Raw genomic sequence first — 19,114 nt, forward strand, 5'->3', positions numbered from 1 at the left:
GCCACCGCCCCGACCCCGGCGCCCCCCACCGCCCGCCGGGCGCCCGCCCGGCCCCGCCCACACCGGACGGCCGCCCCGGATACGGCCCCGGCCCGGGCGACTTCGACGCGCCCGCACCGGACGGATTCCGGCCCGTGCCCACCGGCCCCGGTGAATCCCAGGTGCCCGGCGGATACCGTCGCCCGGTCGGACCCGACCCGAGCTCGTCCTCGCGAGCCGACCAGCAGTCCGGCGCCGGGCGGGGTCCGCAACCGCCCGCCGGATACCGCCCGGGTTCCGCTGCTCCCGGTCCATCCCGGGCACCCGGTGGATATCGCCCCGATTCTGCGGACCCCGGGGCGCCGCAGCCACCGTCGGCCTATCGCAACCTGCCCGACGGAGATCCTCGGCGTCAGCCCGGACCCGCGAATCGTTCGGGGGAGTTGCCGCGTGTTCCCGGAGCGCCGTCGGGGGAGTTCCCCCAGCAGCGCCCGGCGCCGGGTCAAGCAGGTCGTCCGGGCATGCCACCGCAGCAGTACAGCCCTGGCGGCGACGCCCACCGTGCCGCTGGTCCCGACCAGGGCCTCCGCCCTGGGACTGCGCCTGGTCGCCCGTCGCACCCCGGCGAGCCGGAGTCCCGCCGCCCGGGATACCCCGATCGCCCTGGCACCCCCCCACAACAGCCCGGTCGCGGGCCCGCACGCCCGCTCGGCCCGCCGTCAGGCGAGTTCCCACAGCAGCGTCCCGCCCCCGAGCGTCCGGGCCCTGCTGCGCGGCCTGATGGCCCTGGGCGTCCCGACGGCCCCGCACGCCCGGGCGTGCGCGGCCTGCCCGGTGACTCTCCCCGTCGGCCCGACGGCGCGACGCCAGGTGCCCAGTCCGGCGAGTTCCCACGTCAGCCGCGACCAGAATCCCGTGGCCTGCCCGGTGAGCCCTCGCAGCGACCGCTCGCCGCGCGAGGGATACCGCCGGGTGAGATTCCGCGACAGCGTCCCGGTGATGTGCCGCCGCAGGGCGCGCAGTCGGGAGCGATTCCCCGGCAGCAGCGGCCCGATGTGGAGGCCGGTCGGCCCCGGGGTGACCAGCCTGCGGGTGGTCAGCCGCGCGGTCAGTATCCCGATGCTCCCGACCGGCGCAGGTCCGGTCCTGTCGAGCCTCCCCGCCAAGGGCGGCGGACCGTTCCGCCGCCTTCCTATCCGGGAATGCCGGGGACGCCTGCCGGTGCCGAGTCCGAGCGGCGTCAGGACCTGCGCAAGCACCCCGTCGAGGACAATGCCGCGGCCAAGACGCAGCGGATCGCCCGCCCGGCGAAGGTGCAGGCGGCCGAGAAGCCGGCCGAGACCACGCAGAGCGCCAACGCCAAGCTGCTCAAGGATTCCGGGTCGATCGCCGTCGCGACGCTGATCAGCCGGATCACCGGGTTCGCCAAGCAGCTGCTGCTGCTGACGGTGCTCGGCCCGGCCATCGCCTCGGCGTTCACCTCGGCCAACCTGATACCGAACATGATCGCCGAGCTGGTGCTCGGCGCCGTGCTCACCGCGATCGTCGTACCCACGCTCATCCGCGCCGAACAGGAGGACGCCGACAACGGCGCCGCCTTCGTGCGCCGCCTGGTGACGGCCGCGTTCACCGTGCTCTTCGCCGCCACCGTGCTGACGATGGCCGCGACCCCGATCCTGGCCACCCATGTGTTCGTCGCCGCCGACGGCAAGGTGAACACCCAGCTCACCACCGCGCTCACCTATCTGTTGGTGCCCGCGATCCTGTTCTACGGCATGTCCGCGCTGTTCACAGCCATCCTCAACACCAGACAGGCGTTCAAACCGGGCGCCTGGGCGCCGGTGCTGAACAACCTGGTCGTGCTGGTGGTGCTGGCCGTCTACGCGCTGACGCCCGGTGAGATCAGCCTCGACCCGGTCAAGATGGGCGACCCGAAACTGCTGGTCCTCGGCATCGGCATCACCGCCGGTGTCGCCACCCAGGCACTGAGCCTGCTGCCCGCCATCCGCCGCCACGGGATCAACCTGCGCCCGCTGTGGGGTGTGGACACGCGCCTCAAGCAGTTCGGCAAGATGGGCGGCGCGATCATCCTGTACGTGCTGATCAGCCAGGTCGGCCTGGTCGTGGCCAACCACATCGCGTCCTCGGCCGACGAGGCGGGCCCGGCGATCTTCCAGAACGCCTGGCTGCTGCTGCAGCTGCCCTACGGCGTCCTCGGCGTCACCCTGCTGACCGCGATCATGCCGCGCCTGAGCCGCAACGCCGCCGCCGACGACACCCCGGCCGTGGTCGACGATCTCTCGGTCGCCACCCGCCTGACCATGATCGCCCTGATCCCGGTGGTCACCTTCCTGACCCTCGCGGGCCCGCAGGTCGGCGAGGCGCTCTACGGTTACGCCCGTTTCGCCGGTGACGCCGAGCGCCTCGGCGCGGCGGTGAGCTGGTCGGCCTTCTCGCTCATCCCGTACTCGCTGGTGCTGATCCACCTGCGCGTGTTCTACGCCCGCGAACAGGCGTGGACGCCGACCTGGATCATCCTCGGCATCACCACGATCAAGATCCTGTTCTCGGCCCTGGCCCCGGTCCTGGCCCGCGACAGCGACGACGTGGTGATCATCCTCGGCGTCGCGACCGGCCTCGGTTTCACCGCCGGCGCGGTGATCGGCGGCATGCTGCTGCACCGCAGCCTGGGCGATCTGCGGATGGCCAATGTGGGCCGCACGGTGACCCGGGTGCTGCTGGCCTCGGTGGCCGGTGGCGCGGTGATGCTCATCGTCGACACGGTGACCAGGATGAACCAGCTCTCCGGCGGCCCGGCCTCGCTGCTGCGGGTGAGCGTGGGCGCGCTGGTGATGTTCTCGGTGGCCTTCGCGCTCATGCGCCTGGCCGGGATTCCCGAGGTCGTGGCGATCACCGTGGCGATCTCGCGCAGGCTCGGCATCACCCCGCCCGCACCGGATCTGGGCCTGGACGAGTCGCCCTCCGACGACATCTACGCGACCACCGTCCTGCGCAGGCCCGACACCTACGGCTTCCCGTCCTACGAGCATTCGATGGACACCCAGACCATGGTGTTGCCCATCATCCGGCCGGGTGCTGTTGACATCACCGGTCAGGCACAGTTCCCGTACGCTGTTCGGCAGACCGATACGGGTGGCGAATTCGCCATAACCTCGAAAGATCAGCTCGAAGGAGGACCGAGGGTGAGCGATGACGCGGTGGGCGGCGACCCGGCCGCTGATTCTGCGGCGCGCGCAGCGGGAGGAATGTCCACCGATGTCGATTCCGCCGCGTCCGATGCCACGGGATCCGAACGCCCCGACACGCCCGACGAGGCCGAATCGCCGCATAACAACTCGGCGGGTCAGGCCATGCCCCCCCACGATCCGACCCACGACACCGGCATGCTCCCGATCCCGGTTCCGCCCGCCGATGCCCGGCGCGCGCAGCGCGGACCCAAGCTCATTCCGGGCGCGTCCGTCGCGGGTGGTCGCTACCGCCTGCTGGCCGGTCACGGTGGGGCGCGCGGGCTGAAGTTCTGGCAGGCCCTCGACATCAAACTCGACCGCGAGGTCGCGCTCACCTTCGTCGACGCCGACCAGAAGTCCGGCGAGAACTCCGGCCACGACGGCCCGCAGGCCATCCTGTCGCGCACGCTGCGCCTGGGCCGGATCAACTCGCCCGGCCTGGCCAGGGTGCTCGACGTGGTCCGCGGTAGTTCCGGCGGCATCGTCGTCGCCGAGTGGACCCCGGGCCGCTCGCTGCGCGAGATGGCCGAGACGGTGCCCTCGCCGATCGGCGCCGCCCGGGCCATCCGGGCGCTGGCCTCGGCGGCCGAACTGGCCCATCGCGGCGGCGGCTCGCTCTCGATCGACCATCCCGACCGCATCCGCATCAGCGCCTCCGGTGACGCCGTGCTGGCCTTCCCCGGCACGCTCGGCGATTCCGACGCCCAGTCCGATGTGCGCGGCCTCGGCGCCATGCTCTACGCGCTGATCACCGCGCGCTGGCCGATCCGGGTCGGTGGGGTCACCGGCACGGCGGCCACCATCGGTGGCCTGCGTCTGGCCGATTTCGGCCCCGACGGCACGCCGGTGGAGCCGCGCCAGATCCGGCCCGAGGTGCCCTTCGAGATCTCCGCGGTCGCGGTGCGCTCGCTGGAGTCCAACAAGGGTGTGCGCACGGCCGCGACGGTGCAGCACGTGCTCGAACAGGCCTCGGTGGTCGATCAGAAGACCGATTTCATCCCGGTGCTGCGGCTGGGTCAGCGCGCGGTGGCCTCCGGTCCCGACTCGCTGGCCGATCCGGAACTGCTCGCCGCCGAGCGGGAACGCTCGAAACGGATGATGTGGATCATGGTCGGGCTCGGCGTGCTGGCCGCGCTGGTGGTCGGCATCCTGATCTGGTGGATGGTCAGCATCTTCGCGCCCGGCGCGTCGGACAAGCCGCTGGACCAGCAGATCAATATCGGGCTCACCTCGAGCGTGCCGCCGCCCGCCGCGTCGGCACCGCCCGCCGAGGACCCCGAGGCCGCCACGCCCGCCGGGGTGCCGGTGCCGGTCACCGGTGCCACAGTGTTCTCCCCGGAGGGCACCCCCGACGGCGCCGCGTCGGCGGGCGCGATCCTGGATCAGAACCCGGCCACCCTGTGGCGCACCGACCAGTACTTCCAGCAGTTCCCGGCGCTCAAGAAGGGCGTCGGCCTGCTGGCCACCCTGCCGACCCCGGCCAAGCTCACCAATGTCTCGATCAACTCGCCCAGCGCGGGCAGCACCGTCGAGATCCGCACCTCGCCCACCGAGGCGCCCACGCTCGACCAGACCCAGCTGATCGGTTCGGCCAAGCTCGGTGAGGGCGTCACCGATATCGCCGTGCAGACCGACCAGGCGGCACGTTTCGTGCTCGTCTGGATCACCGGACTGGCGAATTCGGGGGGTCAGTTCCAGACCGCCATCGCCGACGTCCGCTTCGACGCCGCGCCCTAGATTCCCGTTCCCACCGCCATCAGCGCAGGTGGACGTGTGTTTCCGGATCGAGAGCCCACCGTCATCGAACCGCGGTCCGGTTGGTGCGCGATTGTTATCGGCGATATGATCACACCCGCGCTCCCGTAGGGGGCTACCCAGGATCTGTCGACGTCGATCCTGGACGTTGCGTGTAGTCAGGTGATGGTTCGGCCTCGTTCGCCGACGTGAAGTCGCCGTAATGAGCGCTGTCCAAGGGGTCAGGTGTTGTCGCCGGAAGTCAACGAGCAAGTCCGCGGGGGGAGCACGCGGTCGATCGCGCCCGCAGATCGCTCGTTCCTCGAGAACAGCAGTGACAAGCAGCTGCTGGCCGCCCATGTGCGCGGCGAGCCGCCGCACGCCTTCGCCGAGCTGCTGCGCAGGCACAAGGACCATCTGTGGCAGACCGCGCTGCGCACCTCCTACAGCCGCGAGGACGCCGCCGACTCGCTCCAGGACGCCCTGCTCTCGGCCCATCGCACCGCGAGCTCGTTCCGCGCCGAGGCCGAGGTGCGCAGCTGGCTGCACGCCATCGTGGTCAACGCCTGCCTGGACCGGATCCGGCGCAACAAGACCCGTCGCGCGTTCTCCATCACTCCCGACACCATGCCCGAGGCCGTCGAGCCGCGCGACGAGTTCGCCGAGTACGAGCTGTCCACCGTGGTCGCCGAGGCGCTGTTCACGCTGCCGGAAGACCAGCGCCTGGCCCTGGTGATGACCGAGATGGAAGGCCGCAGTGTGGCCGAGACCGCCGCCGCGCTCGGCGTGGCGGAGGGCACGATCAAGAGCCGTTGCTCCCGAGCGCGCGTACGTTTGCAAGAACGTTTGGAATTTTTCCGGGATCCAGGGAACCGGATCTAGTCGAGATGCGTCATTAACAGTGACGAACAAGTCAGCGATGTAAATCCTGCGATCCGATATCGACAGAACAGGGGAGGTGCGAGGGTGGCCCGATCCGTGCCGCAGCCGCCGTTCCCGTCGGAACTGCTGGCCGATCTGCATGCCGACAATCTCGCGCCCGAACTCAGCGAGCAACTGTGGCCCCAGGTCAGCGCCGACCCCGACGCGCTGCGCTACCTGAACCAACTCGACGACGTCAACGCGCGGCTACGCGCCCTGGGCTCCGACGACAGGGTCGTGCACCGCATGCCCGACGACGTGGCCGACCGCATGTTCCGCTTCGTCGCCGAACTCGACGCGGGGGAGGGGCCCACCGAACGGCTCACCACCGCACCGGCCGCCGAACTCGACGACGGCCCCACCGAGCGACTCTCCACCGCCCTCGACGACGGTCCCACCGAGCGACTCGGCACCGCGCCGCGGAGCCCGACGCCGGTGGAGGCGCCGATCTCGCTGGACGCCTACCGATCCCGCTCCCGGCGCCGGATGGGTCTGCTGGCCGCGGCCGCCGTCGCGGTGGTCGCGGTGGGCGGTGCGGGCGTGGTGTTCAGCACCCTGGACACCACCGACGGCACCCCCACCGCCGCCCCGGCCCCCGACCCGTCCGGTGACGAACTCACCACCGCCGCGGCGCTCAGCGCACTCGGCAAACGGGATGTGCGCGGCCCGCTGTCCGACGAGACGGCGCTCACCCGCTGCGTGCAGGCCAACGGCATCGATCGCGGGGTGCTCGGTGCGTCGAGCATCACCTTCCGCGGCGGCGAGGCGGTCCTGGTGCTGGTGCAGGGTCCGGCCGCGCCGACCATTACCGCGCTGGTCGTGGGGCCCGGCTGCGGCACCGGCGCGCCGGAGCAGCTCGCCGTGCGCGACATCGGCTGATCCGCCCACGTCGCGGGAGCCCCGTCGCGCCGGGAACAACACCGTTTAGGCTGTTGTTGACCGACACGTCCCCAGCTCGTCTTTCGGAAGGCCCCCATGAGCACGCCAGTTCGCGACCTGATCATCGTCGGATCGGGCCCCGCCGGCTACACGGCCGCCGTCTACGCCGCTCGCGCCGAACTGGCGCCGCTGGTGTTCGAGGGCACCCAGTTCGGTGGCGCCCTGATGACCACCACCGAGGTGGAGAACTTCCCCGGCTTCCGCGAGGGCATCATGGGCCCCGACCTGATGGAGCAGATGCGCGAGCAGGCCAAGCGTTTCGGCGCCGACCTGCGCACCGAGGACGTCGACGCGATCGACCTGTCCGGCCCGATCAAGAAGGTCACCGTGGGCGAGGAGACCTTCGAGGCCTACGCGGTGATCCTCGCGATGGGTTCGGCCGCACGCTATCTGAACGTCCCCGGCGAGCAGGATCTGCTCGGCCGCGGCGTGAGCGCCTGCGCCACCTGCGACGGTTTCTTCTTCAAGGGCCAGGACATCGTGGTGGTCGGCGGCGGCGACTCCGCCATGGAAGAGGCCATCTTCCTCACCAAGTTCGCCTCCAGCGTCACCGTGGTGCACCGCCGCGAGGAGTTCCGCGCCTCGCGGATCATGCTCGAGCGGGCCAAGACCAACGACAAGATCGAGTTCGTGCTCAACGCCGAGGTCGTGAAGGTCAACGGCGAGAACAGCGTCAGCAGCCTGACCCTGCGCGACACCCGCACCGGCGAGGAGTCCGAGCTCGCCGCGACCGGCCTGTTCGTCGCCATCGGCCACGACCCGCGCAGCGAACTGGTCAAGGGCCAGGTCGCGCTCGACGCGGAAGGCTATGTGCAGGTGCGTGATCCGGGTACCGCCACCGACATCGCGGGCGTGTTCGCCGCGGGCGACCTGGTCGACCACACCTACCGGCAGGCGATCACCGCCGCGGGCACCGGCTGCCGCGCCGCGATCGACGCCGAGCGCTGGCTGGCCGAGCAGGGTGACATCACCGCCAACACCCTCGCCAACGCCGACGGCTCCGCCAACTAGTTCCACCCGCAGCAAGGAGACACCCCCATGGCCGACAGCGCCAACACCATCACCGTGACCGACCAGTCCTTCGCCGACGACGTACTGCTCAGCGAGAAGCCGGTCCTGGTCGACTTCTGGGCCGACTGGTGCGGACCGTGCAAGATGGTCGCCCCCGTGCTGGAGGAGATCGCGGGCAGCCACGCCGACAAGCTGACGATCGCCAAGCTCGACACCGAGGCCAACCCCGGCACGGCGCGTGACTACCAGATCCTGTCGCTGCCGACCATGATCCTGTTCCAGGGCGGCAAGCCGGTGAAGCAGATCGTCGGTGCCAAGGGCAAGGCGGCGCTGCTGCGCGAGCTCGACGGCCTCATCTGAGCGCCTGACGGCATCTGACAAAAGCACCTCCTACCGGCCGACGCGCCGTAGGATGCCTGGACCCGGGGATTCCCGTAATAGGCCCCGGGTCTGAGACAATCGAGGCGACGCTCCGGCCGAAGGAAAGGGCTCTCACGCATGCACCGACTTCGTCACGGCGATTCAGGACCAGCCGTAGCAGAGGTTCGGAGCACCCTCGCCAGCCTCGGTTTCCTGCATTCGCCGCACGGTGACTCCTGGAAGGACACCGACGCGGTGTTCGACCGCCCGCTCGATTCGTCGGTGCGCGCGTTCCAGCAGCAACGCGGCCTGCTCGTCGACGGTGTGGTCGGTCCGGCCACCTATCGCGCGCTGAAGGAAGCTTCCTACCGCCTGGGTGCTCGCACGCTGATCTACCAGCTGTCCGCGCCGCTCTACGGCGACGATGTGGCGACCCTGCAGCGCAAGCTGCAGGACCTGGGCTTCTACGTGTACCGGGTGGACGGCTATTTCGGCCCGCACACCCACGACGGGCTCAGCGCGTTCCAGCGCGAGATCGGGCTGTCCGCCGACGGCATCTGCGGCCCGGACACCCTGCGCTCGCTGGATCTGCTTGGCGCGCGCGTCACCGGCGGCAACCCGCACCGCATCGCCGAGGAAGAGGTGGTGCACCGGGCGGGCCCGCAGCTCACCGGCAAGCGGATCGTGATCGATCCCGGATTCGGCGGTGCCGACAAGGGTTTCGCGGTGCCCACCGAGTTCGGTGACGTCTACGAGTCGGAGATCCTCTGGGACCTGGCCTCCCGGCTGGAGGGCCGGATGGCCGCCACCGGCATGGAGACCTTCCTGTCGCGGCCGTGGGGCGCCAACCCTACCGACGCCGAACGCGCGGAGACCTCCAACGCCTTCGACGCCGATCTGATGATCTCGCTGCGCTGCGCCACCAGCGACAACCCGTCCGCCAAGGGCGTGGCCGGTTTCTACTTCGGCAACTCGCACGGCTCGGTGTCGATGATCGGGCAGGTGCTGGCCGGTTTCATCCAGCGCGAGGTCGTCGCCCGCACCTCGGTGCAGGACTGCCGGACCCACCAGCGCACCTGGGATCTGCTGCGGCTCACCAAGATGCCGACGGTCCAGGTCGACCTGGGCTACCTCACCAACGAGTACGACGCCTCGGTGCTGGCCAACCCGCGCATGCGCGACGTGATCGCCGAAGCCATCCTCATCTCGGTCAAGCGGCTCTACCTGCTCGGCCAGGACGACCAGCCCACCGGCACCTACACCTTCGCCGAACTGCTGGCCGAGGAACTGGCCGCCGCGGAGTCGGGCAACGTCCCCGCCCCGCGCGTCTGACCCCCGAACACCAGAACGGCCCCCGCGAGATTCCGCGGGGGCCGTTCTCGTTCCGCTCTAGGACTGGCCGCTGGTCACCAGCCGCAGCTGCGCTTGGGCGAGCAGTTGGTCCAGGGCGTGCTCGACGTCTTCCTTCCAGCCGTGATCGGAGTCGAGCTCCAACCGCAGCCGGGGGAACCGGTGATGCGGTGCCACCACTTCGAAACCGACATCGGTGAGGAAGTCGGCGTCGATCATGCAGGTTTCGGGAGTGCACTGGGTGGCGGCGGCCGGATCGCGCAGCGGAGCCGCGATCCGCTCCATCAGCCGCATCGACGAGCCGAGCCCACGGTCGGCCAGTGAGCTGGCCGGCGGACCGTTGCGAATGCCGAAGGCCTCCAGCGCGCGCACGCCACGACGCACCAGATCGGCCACCACGGCCTGGACGAGGCGGTGGGCTACATCGGCCTCGTCGTAGGGGAATTCGGCCTGCAGCGTGGTCAGCAGGACCGCGTCCGGGCTCACGGGGGAGGTGGGGAACAGCGACGACCGCGGCACCGCACTCGGGGGCGAGTACAGCGCGCAGCCGGCGATATTGTTGTCGACCTGCGCCACCTGACCGCACGAGCCCCATTCGAGCATCACGGTCGACAGCCAGGCTTCTTTTTCGAACACCGGATCACTGAAAGCGTGCGAGTCGGCCGCGACCGCCGGATCGAGCTCCCAGAACACACACCGCCGGGTATGCGCCGGGAGCCGATCGAGCCCGTCGAGAGTCAATGTCGTGACGCTGGTCGACACTGCTTTGCTCAGCCTCCAGCTATCCGATTCGTCCACGCTCACGCCACATCACTATCCACAGTAATGCCGTCTCTCTCGTCACAGTGACGTTTCAGGGCCTGCTTGCTCCATCAGCGCCACAATGCGCTCGAGATCTTCGACGGAGCCGAACTCGACTACGATCTTGCCCTTACGCTTACCGAGGCTGACCGTGACACGAGTGTCGTAAGAACCCGACAGCCGCTCGGCCACTTCCTGCAGACCCGGCATGTGAATCGGCTTGCGCTTCGGCGCCGGGGGAGCGACGTCCGAGGGGTTGCGGTTGGCGAGCGTCACCGCTTCTTCGGTGGCTCGCACCGAGAGTCCCTCGGCGACGATCCGCGCCGCCAACACTTCCTGTGCGTCGGCTCCGGCATCCAGACCGAGCAGCGCCCTGGCATGGCCGGCCGAGAGAACTCCGGCCGCCACCCGACGCTGCACCGGAATCGGCAGCTTCAGCAGTCGAATCATATTCGTCACGACGGGTCGGGACCGGCCGATTCGCGAAGCCAGTTCCTCATGCGTGACATCGAATTCGTCGAGCAGCTGCTGATAGGCGGCCGCCTCTTCGAGCGGGTTCAGCTGCACGCGGTGGATGTTCTCCAGCAGTGCGTCGCGCAGCATCGAGCCGTCGGCGGTATCGCGGATGATCGCCGGAATGGTCTCCAGTCCGGCTTCCTGGCAGGCGCGCCAGCGGCGCTCGCCCATGACCAACTGGAACTTGTCGACACCCGGTTCGACGCGCCGCACCACGATCGGCTGCATCAGCCCGAACTCGCGGATCGAGTGCACCAGCTCGGCGAGCGCCTCTTCCTCGAAGACCGAGCGCGGCTGCTTCGGGTTCGGCTCGATCTGGTCGGCCGGGATCTCGCGGTAGACCGCGTCGCCGGGGGAGACCAGTTCGGCCTCGGGCTCCACGGCGGGCTCCGGTTCGGCATCCGGAACGCGACGCAGGAACGACTCGGCCGGCTGCGGGCCGATCGGGTTGATCCCGATCACGCTCGCCGCGGCACTGCTGAGCCCCGGCGTCGAGGCCGGACCCGTCGGGATCAGTGCGGCCAAACCGCGACCGAGACCGCCCTTTTTCGCCTGACTCATCGGCTACCGATCCCTTCCTCGTTCCAACACAACTACGACGCGTCTTGCGCGAGCTGAGCACGGGCCGCCAATTCGCGGCCCGCGTCCATGTAGCTCATGGCGCCGCGAGAACCCGGATCGTAATCGAGCACGGTCATCCCGTAGCCCGGCGCCTCCGAAACCTTCACACTGCGCGGGATCATCGACTTCAGCACCACGTCCCCGAAGTGGTTGCGCACCTCTTCGGCGACCTGGTCGGCCAGCTTGGTGCGGCCGTCGTACATGGTCAGCAGCACGGTCGACACGTGGAGTTCGGGGTTCAGATGCGACTGCACCAGCCCGATATTGCGGATCAACTGGCCGACACCCTCCAGCGCGTAGTACTCGCACTGGATCGGAATCAGCACCTCCTTGGCCGCCACGAGCGCGTTGACGGTGAGCAGGCCGAGCGAGGGCGGGCAGTCGATCAGGACGTAGTCGATGTCGTAGCCCGCGATGGCCGCTTCGTGGATCGCCGTCTTCAGGCGGCCTTCGCGCGCGACCATCGACACCAGCTCGATCTCCGCGCCGGCGAGGTCGATGGTGGCGGGCACACACAGCAGTCGCTCGCTGTGCGGGCTCTGCTGGATCGCGTCCTTTACCGCCACCTCACCGATCAGCAGCTCGTAGCTGGACGGCACCCCGGAGTGGTGCGCGACGCCGAGCGCCGTACTCGCGTTGCCCTGCGGATCGAGATCGACCACGAGGACCGTCATCCCCTGATGCGCTAGCGCGGCAGCGAGGTTGACGGTGGTCGTCGTCTTACCGACGCCGCCCTTCTGGTTGGCGATGGTGATGATCCGTTGCTCGCGGGGTTTCGGCACAGTGACCTTTCCTGGATGCAGAATCTGGCTGGCGCGTTGCGCTTCCGCCGCGATCGGGGTCTCGGCCGGGGAGATGTGCCCGAAAGGAGTGTTCCCGAACGTCTCCGCGTCGAAGCTGCTGGAATCCAGCATCCCCGGGACCCGCGACGCTGTTTCCCGTGAAACATTCGCCGGACCGCTCGACATAGACAGCTCCTAACCCGAGATACTTCAGATCACGTACCCGACCGAGCGTCGGCGCCGTGTCATCGCATATACGTTCGGCGTGGCGTCGTCCACATCACCGTGGCACAGACGCGCACGCCCGACTGTGAACAGCTTGCCAGCAGGATGACAGTTAGGAAAGCTGAATCGCGGCACGGCGAGAAGGACACGCCCAGATGTGTCGAATTCCGCTTCCCGGACCGTTGTTTCACGGGAAACGTCGGGGGAGCGAGGGGTGGATGAGTCGACCGAACGGACCCGCGTTCCACGTGAAACACGAGACCCCCGGCACACGGAATCCGTTCACGCAGCGCCGCTCTCACCCACCCGTTGCGACTCCTCGTCGCAGCAACCGAATTTCGCGCTGCAGCCGCCTAGGCAACTACCCTCGGGCGATTTTGTCACGTTACGAAACCCATTGATCGGGTCGCGCGGAAGAAATTCAGTCGGTGCCCGGCTCCCGGCGCTTCCGCGCCTTCTTCTCCACCCCGACCGCTTTGCGTCCCGCGCGACGCGTCGGACGTTCGGCACGGGGGAGCAGTTCCGCGCTGATCACCAGGGTCGGGATTTCGACGATGCCCGCGCCGCACCCGACCACCCGCAGATCGGTCGCGCCGTCGCGAATCAACTCGGCGCCGTCGCGCTCGAGTTCCTCGGCGGCACTGGTTCCCTTGAGGGCGAGCATCCGTCCGTGGTCGCGCAGCAGGGGGAGCGACCAGTGCGCGAGCTTGGCGAGCGGGGCCACGGCCCGCGAGGTGACGACATCCGCGCCACCCGCTTCCTTGATCACGCCGGACTGCTCGGCACGCCCGCGGACCACCCGTACCTCCAGACCGGCCTCCTCGATGAACTCACTGAGGAACACGGTTCGCCGCAGCAGCGGCTCGACCAGCGTGATGCGCAGATCCGGCCGGGCGATGGCGAGGGGGATGCCGGGCAGTCCCGCGCCGCTGCCGATATCGACCACCGACGCGCCCTCCTCGATCAGCTCACCGACGACGGCGCAATTGAGAATGTGACGCTCCCAGAGCCGGGGCACCTCCCGGGGACCGATCAGCCCGCGCTCCACCCCGGCGGTGGCCAGCGCCGCGTAGTAGCGGCGCGCGAGGTCCAGGCGGTCGCCGAAGACCCGAGCGGCAGCGGCGGGCGGTTCCGAATCGGCGGACAGCGCACCCAGTTCTCGTTCCACGTGAAACATCCTTCCGAGTGGAGCATCGGGCATGAATAAGGCCCCCGGTCCGTGACCGGAGGCCCTATCCACAGCAATCGTGGTCGCGGCGAAATCAGCCTACTCGGGCACGACCACCACGTGACGATTCGGCTCCACACCTTCGCTCTCGCTGGCGACGCCCTCGATATCGGCGACGGCGTCGTGCACGATCTTGCGCTCGAAGGGGGTCATGGCCGAGAGCGCCTCGGGCTTGCCCGACTCCAGCACCCGCTTGGCCGCCGCCACACCGAGCTCGCTCAGATCGGCGCGACGCTGCGCGCGCCAGCCGGCCACATCGAGCATCAGGCGGCTGCGCACGCCGGTCGCCTGCTGTACCGCGAGGCGGGTCAGCTCCTGCAGCGCGTCGAGCACCTCGCCGTTGCGGCCGACGAGCTTGGTCAGATCGCGACCGCCGTCGATGCTCACGATGGCGCGGTCGCCCTCGACATCGAGGTCGATATCGCCGTCGAAGTCGAGCACGTCCAGCAGCTGCTCGAGGTAGTCGCCCGCGATCTCGCCCTCTTCGATCAACGCTTCTTCGGCGTCGTTCACGACGTCAACAGTCGTCGCCACAGTGGCGTCCCCTCCGTCGGTCTCGGTCTCAACAGTCATTGGATTCCTCTATCTGGTCGCCACTCAGCGCTTACGCTTCTGGTTCGCGCGGCCGCGGTTGCCCGGCCGCTTCTGCCCGCCGGGCCTGCGCTGGCCGCCCTGCTTGGCCGACTGCTTGGGGGTGCCGTTCGTGGCGGCGGTGCCGTTCGCCGAGGAGTCGTCGGCGGCCGGGGCGTCCTGTTTCTTGCGGACGTCGACCGGCTTGGCGCCGGGCTTCGGCGCGTTCTGCGCGCGCAGCTCCAGCTTCTTGGCCTTCTTCTCTTCTTCTTCCTTCTCCATCCGGCCGAACACCAGGTGCTGCTGACCGTAGGTCCAGATGTTGTTGGCCACCCAGTAGATCAGGATGCCGATCATCAGGAAGGGGCCACCGACCATGACGCCGAGCGGGAAGACCCACAGCGACAGCTTGTTCATGATCGCGGCCTGCGGGTTGGCGGCGGCCTCGGGCGTCTGCCGCTGCACCGAGGCGCGGGCGTTGAAGTGGGTCGCCAGACCGGCGATCACCATCAGCGGAACCGCGACGAGCGCGATGCTCAGCCGGGTCGGGGTGCCACCCCAGTCGGCGAAACCTTCGAGCTCGTTGGTCGGCGCGGTGATGAAGGCGGCGATCGGCGCGCCGAAGATGCGCGCGCTCAGGAACGACTGGACATCGTGCGCCGAGAAGATGTAGTTGCCGAGATTGGCGTTCTCTTCCGGGGTCAAGCCGAGCTGGCCGAAGCCGTGACCGGTGCGGTTGAACGAGCGCAGCACATGGAACAGACCGAGGAAGACCGGCACCTGCACCAGCACCGGCAGACAGCCCATGAGCGGGTTGAAGCCGTGGTCCTTCTGCAGTTTCTGCATCTCCCGCGCCATGGTCTCGCGGTCGTTCTTGTACTTCTTCTGCAGCTCCTTGATCTGGGGCTGCAGCTCCTGCATCTGCTTGGTGGTACGCACCTGCTTGACGAACGGCTTGTACAGCACGAGCCGCAGCGTGAAGACCAGGAAGACGATGGCCAGGCTCCAGGCCAGGCCACTGTCGGCTCCGAAGACAAAGCCGAAGGCTTTGTGCCAGAACCACAGAATCGCGGATACCGGCCAATAGATGATGTCGAGCACGGCTCTAGGTACTCCCGTCGTTCGTATCGCCGATCAGCACGGGCGATGACTTTGTGAAGGCATTCGACCCGCGCTCCGGCACGGGATCCCACCCTCCAGGGTGCCAGGGTGCGCATTTGGCCAGGCGCACGACCGTCAGCACCGAGCCGACGAGCAGGCCGCGCGTCCGCAGGGCGGTCACCGCGTACTCACTGCAGGTGGGGGTGAACCGGCAGATCGGCATCCGGGTGGGGGAGACATAGTTCCGGTACAGCTCGATCAGGAAGATCAGCGCGTCGGCGGGTAGCCGGGTGAGCCTGCGCATCACCGGTCACCGGCCGAGGTGCGACCGAGCGCGGGCTCCGGCGCCTGCCGCAAGCCCAGCTTGCGCAGACCGGTGCGCAGCTGGCGCAGCAGCTCGGCGGAGTCGGCGGTCGCCGCACCGGGCAGGGCCCGGATCACGACGTCGGTGCCGACCGGGAGTTCGTCGACCACCTGGCCGCACATATGACGCAGGCGGCGGGCGACCCGGTGGCGAACCACCGCGTTACCCACCGCCTTGCTGACAATCAGCCCGAACCGCGGACCGCCTACGCGGACCAGCGAATCGCCGTCGGCGACATCGTCGTACGTGTGCGTGAACGCATGTACGACGAGATCTCGCCTCCCGATTCGCTGACCGCGGCGCACCGTGCGGGAGAATTCGGCACGGTGGTGCAACCGATACGGCTCAGGCAACACCCGAGCGTCCGACTACGCGCGATCAGGCAGTCAGTTCGGCACGGCCCTTACGGCGGCGCGCCGAAACGATGGCGCGACCCGCACGGGTGCGCATCCGGAGGCGGAAGCCGTGCACGCGCGCCCGACGACGGTTGTTCGGCTGGAACGTCCGCTTGCCCTTGGCCACGGTCAACACTCCTCGAGTTGGTGGGCACCGGTCAGGTACCCGAAGTTTTCGGTGATTCGGATCTCTGCGCAGCGGACCGCGGTCTACGCGCAGATTGCCTTGGCGATCGACGTGCAGCACAGAGCCGCCACCGCGCCAAGGGGTGACTGTCTGAGGGTACTGATACCGCTACACCGGGTCAAACTCGGCCCCCAGCGCCCCGCGCCCACCGTGACCCGCGGGCCGGCCGCGCCTGCGTCGCCCGACACGCCCGGGACCACCCGCGTATCCACGACACTTTTCGTGAGTTCTTCCACACCTCTGGCCTTCGGCGGCTCGGCCAGCTAGCCTCTGTAGCCGGGCGATTGCTGCAGAACCGCAGGTCCAGCCCCATTCACTGCCACACGCTGGCAGAATTCTCCTATCCCCAGGTTTGTCCACATCTGTGGATAATTGTGTGGATAAACGGCCGGAGTGGCATATTCGGTGCTCCAACGAACCGGTCCGGGGAGGACTCCGCATGGATGACGAGCAGAACGTGCTGGCCACGGTATGGCCGGAGGTTGTTGCCGAGCTCACCACCGGTTCGGCCGACGGCGCCATTCCCGCGGTCAGCCGCGCCCAGCAGGCGTGGCTGAAACTGGTCAAGCCGCTGACCGTCGCGCAGGGCTTCGCGTTGCTGTCCGTTCCCTCGTCCCTGGCCCAGGAAGCGATCGAGCGCGATCTGCGCGAACCGATCCTGCGTTCGCTGGGCCGCAGGCTCGGCCCGCAGGTCGAAGGACTCGGCGTGCGCATCGCCGCGCCGATCCCGGCCGCGGGGGAGCGCAGCGGCAGCGCGCCCCGGCACGCGAGGATGACCAGCAGGCCCGAGCGCCCCCGCGAACAGACCCGTCCGCCCGCGGGCTACCCCGGCCCGGATTTCAGCGTTCCCGATTACGCCGCGCGCGGTGAGTACGGCAGGCCGCGCTACGGCACGGGCGAGTTCGAGTACCAGTCCGCGCCCGAGTATCCCCAGGGTGGCGACTACGCCAACGGCTACGGCGGCCGCGGCGAGTATCCCGGCCAGCCCGCCGAGTACGGCGAGCGCCAGGACTACCAGGGCCATCGCGAGTACCCGGCCGAACCGGAGTACCAGCAGTCCGAGTACCAGCCGCAAGCCGAGTACCAGCCACAGCAGGACTACCAGCCGCAGTCCGAGTACCAGCAGGCACCGGAATACAAGGGCGCCGAGTACCCGGCCGAGCGCACCGAATTCCCCGGCACCGACTACGAGCCGACCACGCCCTATCCCGTCTCCGACTACGCCGGTGGCGAGTTCGGCGGCCGCGCGGAGTTCCGTGGCGGGCGCCCCGAGCAGCGCGCACCCGAGCCGGCCGCCGCGCCGCGCCGCGAGCAGGGTGGCTCGCCGCGCCGCGAGCACATCCCGCCCGGCCAGGAGTCGCTGTTCACCCCCGATCCGGCGCAGCGCGCGCCGGGCCGCGGCCGCCCGCAGTCCGAGGAGCCCGCCTCCGCACGGGTCGAGGACGCCCCGGTCGACGCCGTGCCCGACACCCCGTTCCCGGGCCAGCCCGGCGCCGAACCCGCCGACGACGAGCCGGTGGTCGACGCCCGCGACAACTGGCCGACCTACTTCAGCAAGTCGCCCGAGGCGCCGCCGCAGCCCTCGTCCTCGGCCAGCCTGAACGCCAAGTACACCTTCGAGACCTTCGTCATCGGCGCCTCCAACCGCTTCGCGCACGCCGCCGCGGTCGCCATCGCCGAGGCACCCGCGCGCGCCTACAACCCGCTGTTCGTCTGGGGCGCTTCGGGTTTGGGCAAGACGCACCTGCTGCACGCGGCCGGGCACTATGCCCAGCGGCTGTTCCCCGGGATGCGGGTGAAGTACGTCTCCACCGAGGAGTTCACCAACGACTTCATCAACAGCCTGCGCGACGACCGCAAGGTCGCGTTCAAGCGCCGCTACCGCGAGACCGACATCCTGCTGGTCGACGACATCCAGTTCATCGAGGGCAAGGAAGGCATCCAGGAGGAGTTCTTCCACACCTTCAACACCCTGCACAACGCGAACAAGCAGATCGTCGTCTCCTCGGACCGCCCGCCCAAGCAGCTGGCCACGCTGGAGGAGCGGCTGCGCACCCGCTTCGAGTGGGGCCTGATCACCGATGTGCAGCCGCCCGAGCTGGAGACCCGCATCGCGATCCTTCGCAAGAAGGCGCGGATGGACCGGCTCGACGTGCCGCACGACGTGCTCGAGCTCATCGCCAGCCGGGTCGAGCGCAATATCCGCGAGCTCGAGGGCGCGCTCATCCGGGTGACGGCCTTCGCCTCGCTCAACGGTCAGCCGCTGGACCTGTCGCTGGCCGAGGTGGTGCTGCGCGACCTGATGCCCGATACGGCCGCGCTCGAGATCAACGCGGCCACGATCATGGCCGTGACCGCCGAGTACTTCAACACCACCCTGGAAGAGCTCACCGGGCCCGGCAAGGCGCGTCCGCTGGCACAGGCCCGCCAGATCGCGATGTACCTGTGCCGCGAGCTCACCGATCTGTCGCTGCCCAAGATCGGCCAGGCCTTCGGGCGCGACCACACCACGGTGATGTACGCGGAGAAGAAGGTGCGCAAGGAGATGACCGAGCGGCGCCGGGTCTACGACCAGGTCCAAGAACTCACAGCCCGGATCAAGCAGCGTTCGCGCTGATTTCATCCCCAACCCCGAACACCGCCCTGACCTGGGGCGGTGTTCTTTTTCGCCCTGTGGATTCCTCGAGGAATCCCTGTGGAATCCTCGAGGAATCCACCGGTTGTGCACCGGTTCACCCACAGGGGCTGGGGATCGGGTGGGGAGAATCTACTCACAGGGAGT

Annotated in this window: 17 protein-coding genes; 7 read left to right on the forward strand and 10 right to left on the reverse strand. The window is 69.0% G+C overall.

What is annotated here, in order from left to right; genetic code table 11:
* Positions 1 to 698: 698 nt before the first annotated feature.
* Entirely contained in the window at positions 699 to 1,145 is a 447-nt protein-coding gene (locus tag ACFC06_RS17815) for a hypothetical protein (RefSeq protein WP_375932047.1), read from the reverse strand.
* Positions 1,146 to 1,181: 36 nt separating this feature from the next.
* On the opposite strand from ACFC06_RS17815, the gene ACFC06_RS17820 reads away from it, so the two are divergent.
* The 6 genes from ACFC06_RS17820 (at position 1,182) to ACFC06_RS17845 (ending at position 9,524) form a co-directional block, all read left to right on the forward strand.
* Positions 1,182 to 4,964, forward strand: coding sequence for a murein biosynthesis integral membrane protein MurJ (locus ACFC06_RS17820; RefSeq protein WP_375932050.1), 3,783 nt, complete (start codon positions 1,182 to 1,184; stop codon positions 4,962 to 4,964).
* Between the two features lie 294 nt (positions 4,965 to 5,258).
* The gene (gene sigM / locus ACFC06_RS17825) at positions 5,259 to 5,843 is read left to right on the forward strand and encodes an RNA polymerase sigma factor SigM (RefSeq protein ID WP_375935582.1); all 585 of its coding nucleotides are present in this window, start codon (positions 5,259 to 5,261) and stop codon (positions 5,841 to 5,843) included.
* 84 nt (positions 5,844 to 5,927) lie between these two features.
* Positions 5,928 to 6,761: a hypothetical protein gene (locus tag ACFC06_RS17830; RefSeq protein ID WP_375932053.1), complete on the forward strand. Its 834-nt coding sequence runs from the start codon at positions 5,928 to 5,930 to the stop codon at positions 6,759 to 6,761.
* 96 nt (positions 6,762 to 6,857) lie between these two features.
* Entirely contained in the window at positions 6,858 to 7,832 is a 975-nt protein-coding gene (trxB, locus tag ACFC06_RS17835) for a thioredoxin-disulfide reductase (RefSeq protein WP_375932056.1), read from the forward strand.
* A gap of 27 nt (positions 7,833 to 7,859) precedes the next feature.
* The gene (trxA, locus tag ACFC06_RS17840; RefSeq protein ID WP_071931034.1) at positions 7,860 to 8,192 is read left to right on the forward strand and encodes a thioredoxin; all 333 of its coding nucleotides are present in this window, start codon (positions 7,860 to 7,862) and stop codon (positions 8,190 to 8,192) included.
* A 138-nt stretch (positions 8,193 to 8,330) separates the two neighbouring features.
* Complete coding sequence (locus ACFC06_RS17845) at positions 8,331 to 9,524, forward strand: N-acetylmuramoyl-L-alanine amidase (protein WP_375932061.1); 1,194 nt, start codon at positions 8,331 to 8,333, stop codon at positions 9,522 to 9,524.
* Positions 9,525 to 9,581: 57 nt separating this feature from the next.
* On the opposite strand, the gene ACFC06_RS17850 is transcribed toward ACFC06_RS17845, so the two are convergent.
* The 9 genes from ACFC06_RS17850 to rpmH all read right to left on the reverse strand — a co-directional run bounded on the left by ACFC06_RS17850 (position 9,582) and on the right by rpmH (position 16,272).
* Entirely contained in the window at positions 9,582 to 10,304 is a 723-nt protein-coding gene (locus ACFC06_RS17850) for a GNAT family N-acetyltransferase (protein ID WP_375932064.1), read from the reverse strand.
* Between the two features lie 78 nt (positions 10,305 to 10,382).
* Positions 10,383 to 11,420 carry a ParB/RepB/Spo0J family partition protein gene (locus ACFC06_RS17855; protein ID WP_375932067.1) on the reverse strand — a complete coding sequence of 346 codons (1,038 nt, stop codon included), beginning with the start codon at positions 11,418 to 11,420 and terminating at the stop codon, positions 10,383 to 10,385.
* A gap of 32 nt (positions 11,421 to 11,452) precedes the next feature.
* Positions 11,453 to 12,448: a ParA family protein gene (locus ACFC06_RS17860; protein ID WP_375932070.1), complete on the reverse strand. Its 996-nt coding sequence runs from the start codon at positions 12,446 to 12,448 to the stop codon at positions 11,453 to 11,455.
* A 460-nt stretch (positions 12,449 to 12,908) separates the two neighbouring features.
* Entirely contained in the window at positions 12,909 to 13,664 is a 756-nt protein-coding gene (gene rsmG / locus ACFC06_RS17865) for a 16S rRNA (guanine(527)-N(7))-methyltransferase RsmG (RefSeq protein ID WP_375932073.1), read from the reverse strand.
* Positions 13,665 to 13,754: 90 nt separating this feature from the next.
* Positions 13,755 to 14,288 carry a protein jag gene (locus tag ACFC06_RS17870; protein ID WP_375932076.1) on the reverse strand — a complete coding sequence of 178 codons (534 nt, stop codon included), beginning with the start codon at positions 14,286 to 14,288 and terminating at the stop codon, positions 13,755 to 13,757.
* Positions 14,289 to 14,312: 24 nt separating this feature from the next.
* A complete protein-coding gene (gene yidC / locus ACFC06_RS17875) occupies positions 14,313 to 15,386 on the reverse strand; it encodes a membrane protein insertase YidC (protein ID WP_375932079.1) in 1,074 nt (357 codons plus the stop codon).
* A gap of 4 nt (positions 15,387 to 15,390) precedes the next feature.
* On the reverse strand, positions 15,391 to 15,690 hold the full coding sequence (yidD, locus tag ACFC06_RS17880; protein ID WP_375932082.1) for a membrane protein insertion efficiency factor YidD: 300 nt from the start codon (positions 15,688 to 15,690) through the stop codon (positions 15,391 to 15,393).
* Entirely contained in the window at positions 15,690 to 16,106 is a 417-nt protein-coding gene (gene rnpA / locus ACFC06_RS17885) for a ribonuclease P protein component (protein ID WP_375932085.1), read from the reverse strand. Before rnpA ends, yidD begins: the two co-directional genes overlap by 1 nt.
* Positions 16,107 to 16,128: 22 nt before the next feature.
* Positions 16,129 to 16,272 carry a 50S ribosomal protein L34 gene (gene rpmH / locus ACFC06_RS17890; protein ID WP_005516618.1) on the reverse strand — a complete coding sequence of 48 codons (144 nt, stop codon included), beginning with the start codon at positions 16,270 to 16,272 and terminating at the stop codon, positions 16,129 to 16,131.
* 499 nt (positions 16,273 to 16,771) lie between these two features.
* On the opposite strand from rpmH, the gene dnaA reads away from it, so the two are divergent.
* Complete coding sequence (gene dnaA, locus ACFC06_RS17895; protein ID WP_375932088.1) at positions 16,772 to 18,949, forward strand: chromosomal replication initiator protein DnaA; 2,178 nt, start codon at positions 16,772 to 16,774, stop codon at positions 18,947 to 18,949.
* Positions 18,950 to 19,114 lie beyond the last annotated feature (165 nt).

This window comes from Nocardia sp. NPDC056064, from assembly GCF_042266925.1.
Lineage (GTDB): Bacteria > Actinomycetota > Actinomycetes > Mycobacteriales > Mycobacteriaceae > Nocardia.

What these genes read in the sequence shown, in the direction of transcription:
- ACFC06_RS17820 (WP_375932050.1), top strand. Translation starts at nt 1,182, where the DNA reads ATGCCGGGGACGCCTGCCGGTGCCGAGTCCGAGCGGCGTCAGGACCTG.
- trxB (WP_375932056.1), top strand. Translation starts at nt 6,858, where the DNA reads ATGAGCACGCCAGTTCGCGACCTGATCATCGTCGGATCGGGCCCCGCC.
- trxA (WP_071931034.1), top strand. Translation starts at nt 7,860, where the DNA reads ATGGCCGACAGCGCCAACACCATCACCGTGACCGACCAGTCCTTCGCC.
- ACFC06_RS17845 (WP_375932061.1), top strand. Translation starts at nt 8,331, where the DNA reads ATGCACCGACTTCGTCACGGCGATTCAGGACCAGCCGTAGCAGAGGTT.
- ACFC06_RS17855 (WP_375932067.1), bottom strand. Translation starts at nt 11,420, where the DNA reads ATGAGTCAGGCGAAAAAGGGCGGTCTCGGTCGCGGTTTGGCCGCACTG.
- ACFC06_RS17860 (WP_375932070.1), bottom strand. Translation starts at nt 12,448, where the DNA reads ATGTCGAGCGGTCCGGCGAATGTTTCACGGGAAACAGCGTCGCGGGTC.
- rsmG (WP_375932073.1), bottom strand. Translation starts at nt 13,664, where the DNA reads ATGTTTCACGTGGAACGAGAACTGGGTGCGCTGTCCGCCGATTCGGAA.
- ACFC06_RS17870 (WP_375932076.1), bottom strand. Translation starts at nt 14,288, where the DNA reads ATGACTGTTGAGACCGAGACCGACGGAGGGGACGCCACTGTGGCGACG.
- yidD (WP_375932082.1), bottom strand. Translation starts at nt 15,690, where the DNA reads ATGCGCAGGCTCACCCGGCTACCCGCCGACGCGCTGATCTTCCTGATC.
- dnaA (WP_375932088.1), top strand. Translation starts at nt 16,772, where the DNA reads ATGGATGACGAGCAGAACGTGCTGGCCACGGTATGGCCGGAGGTTGTT.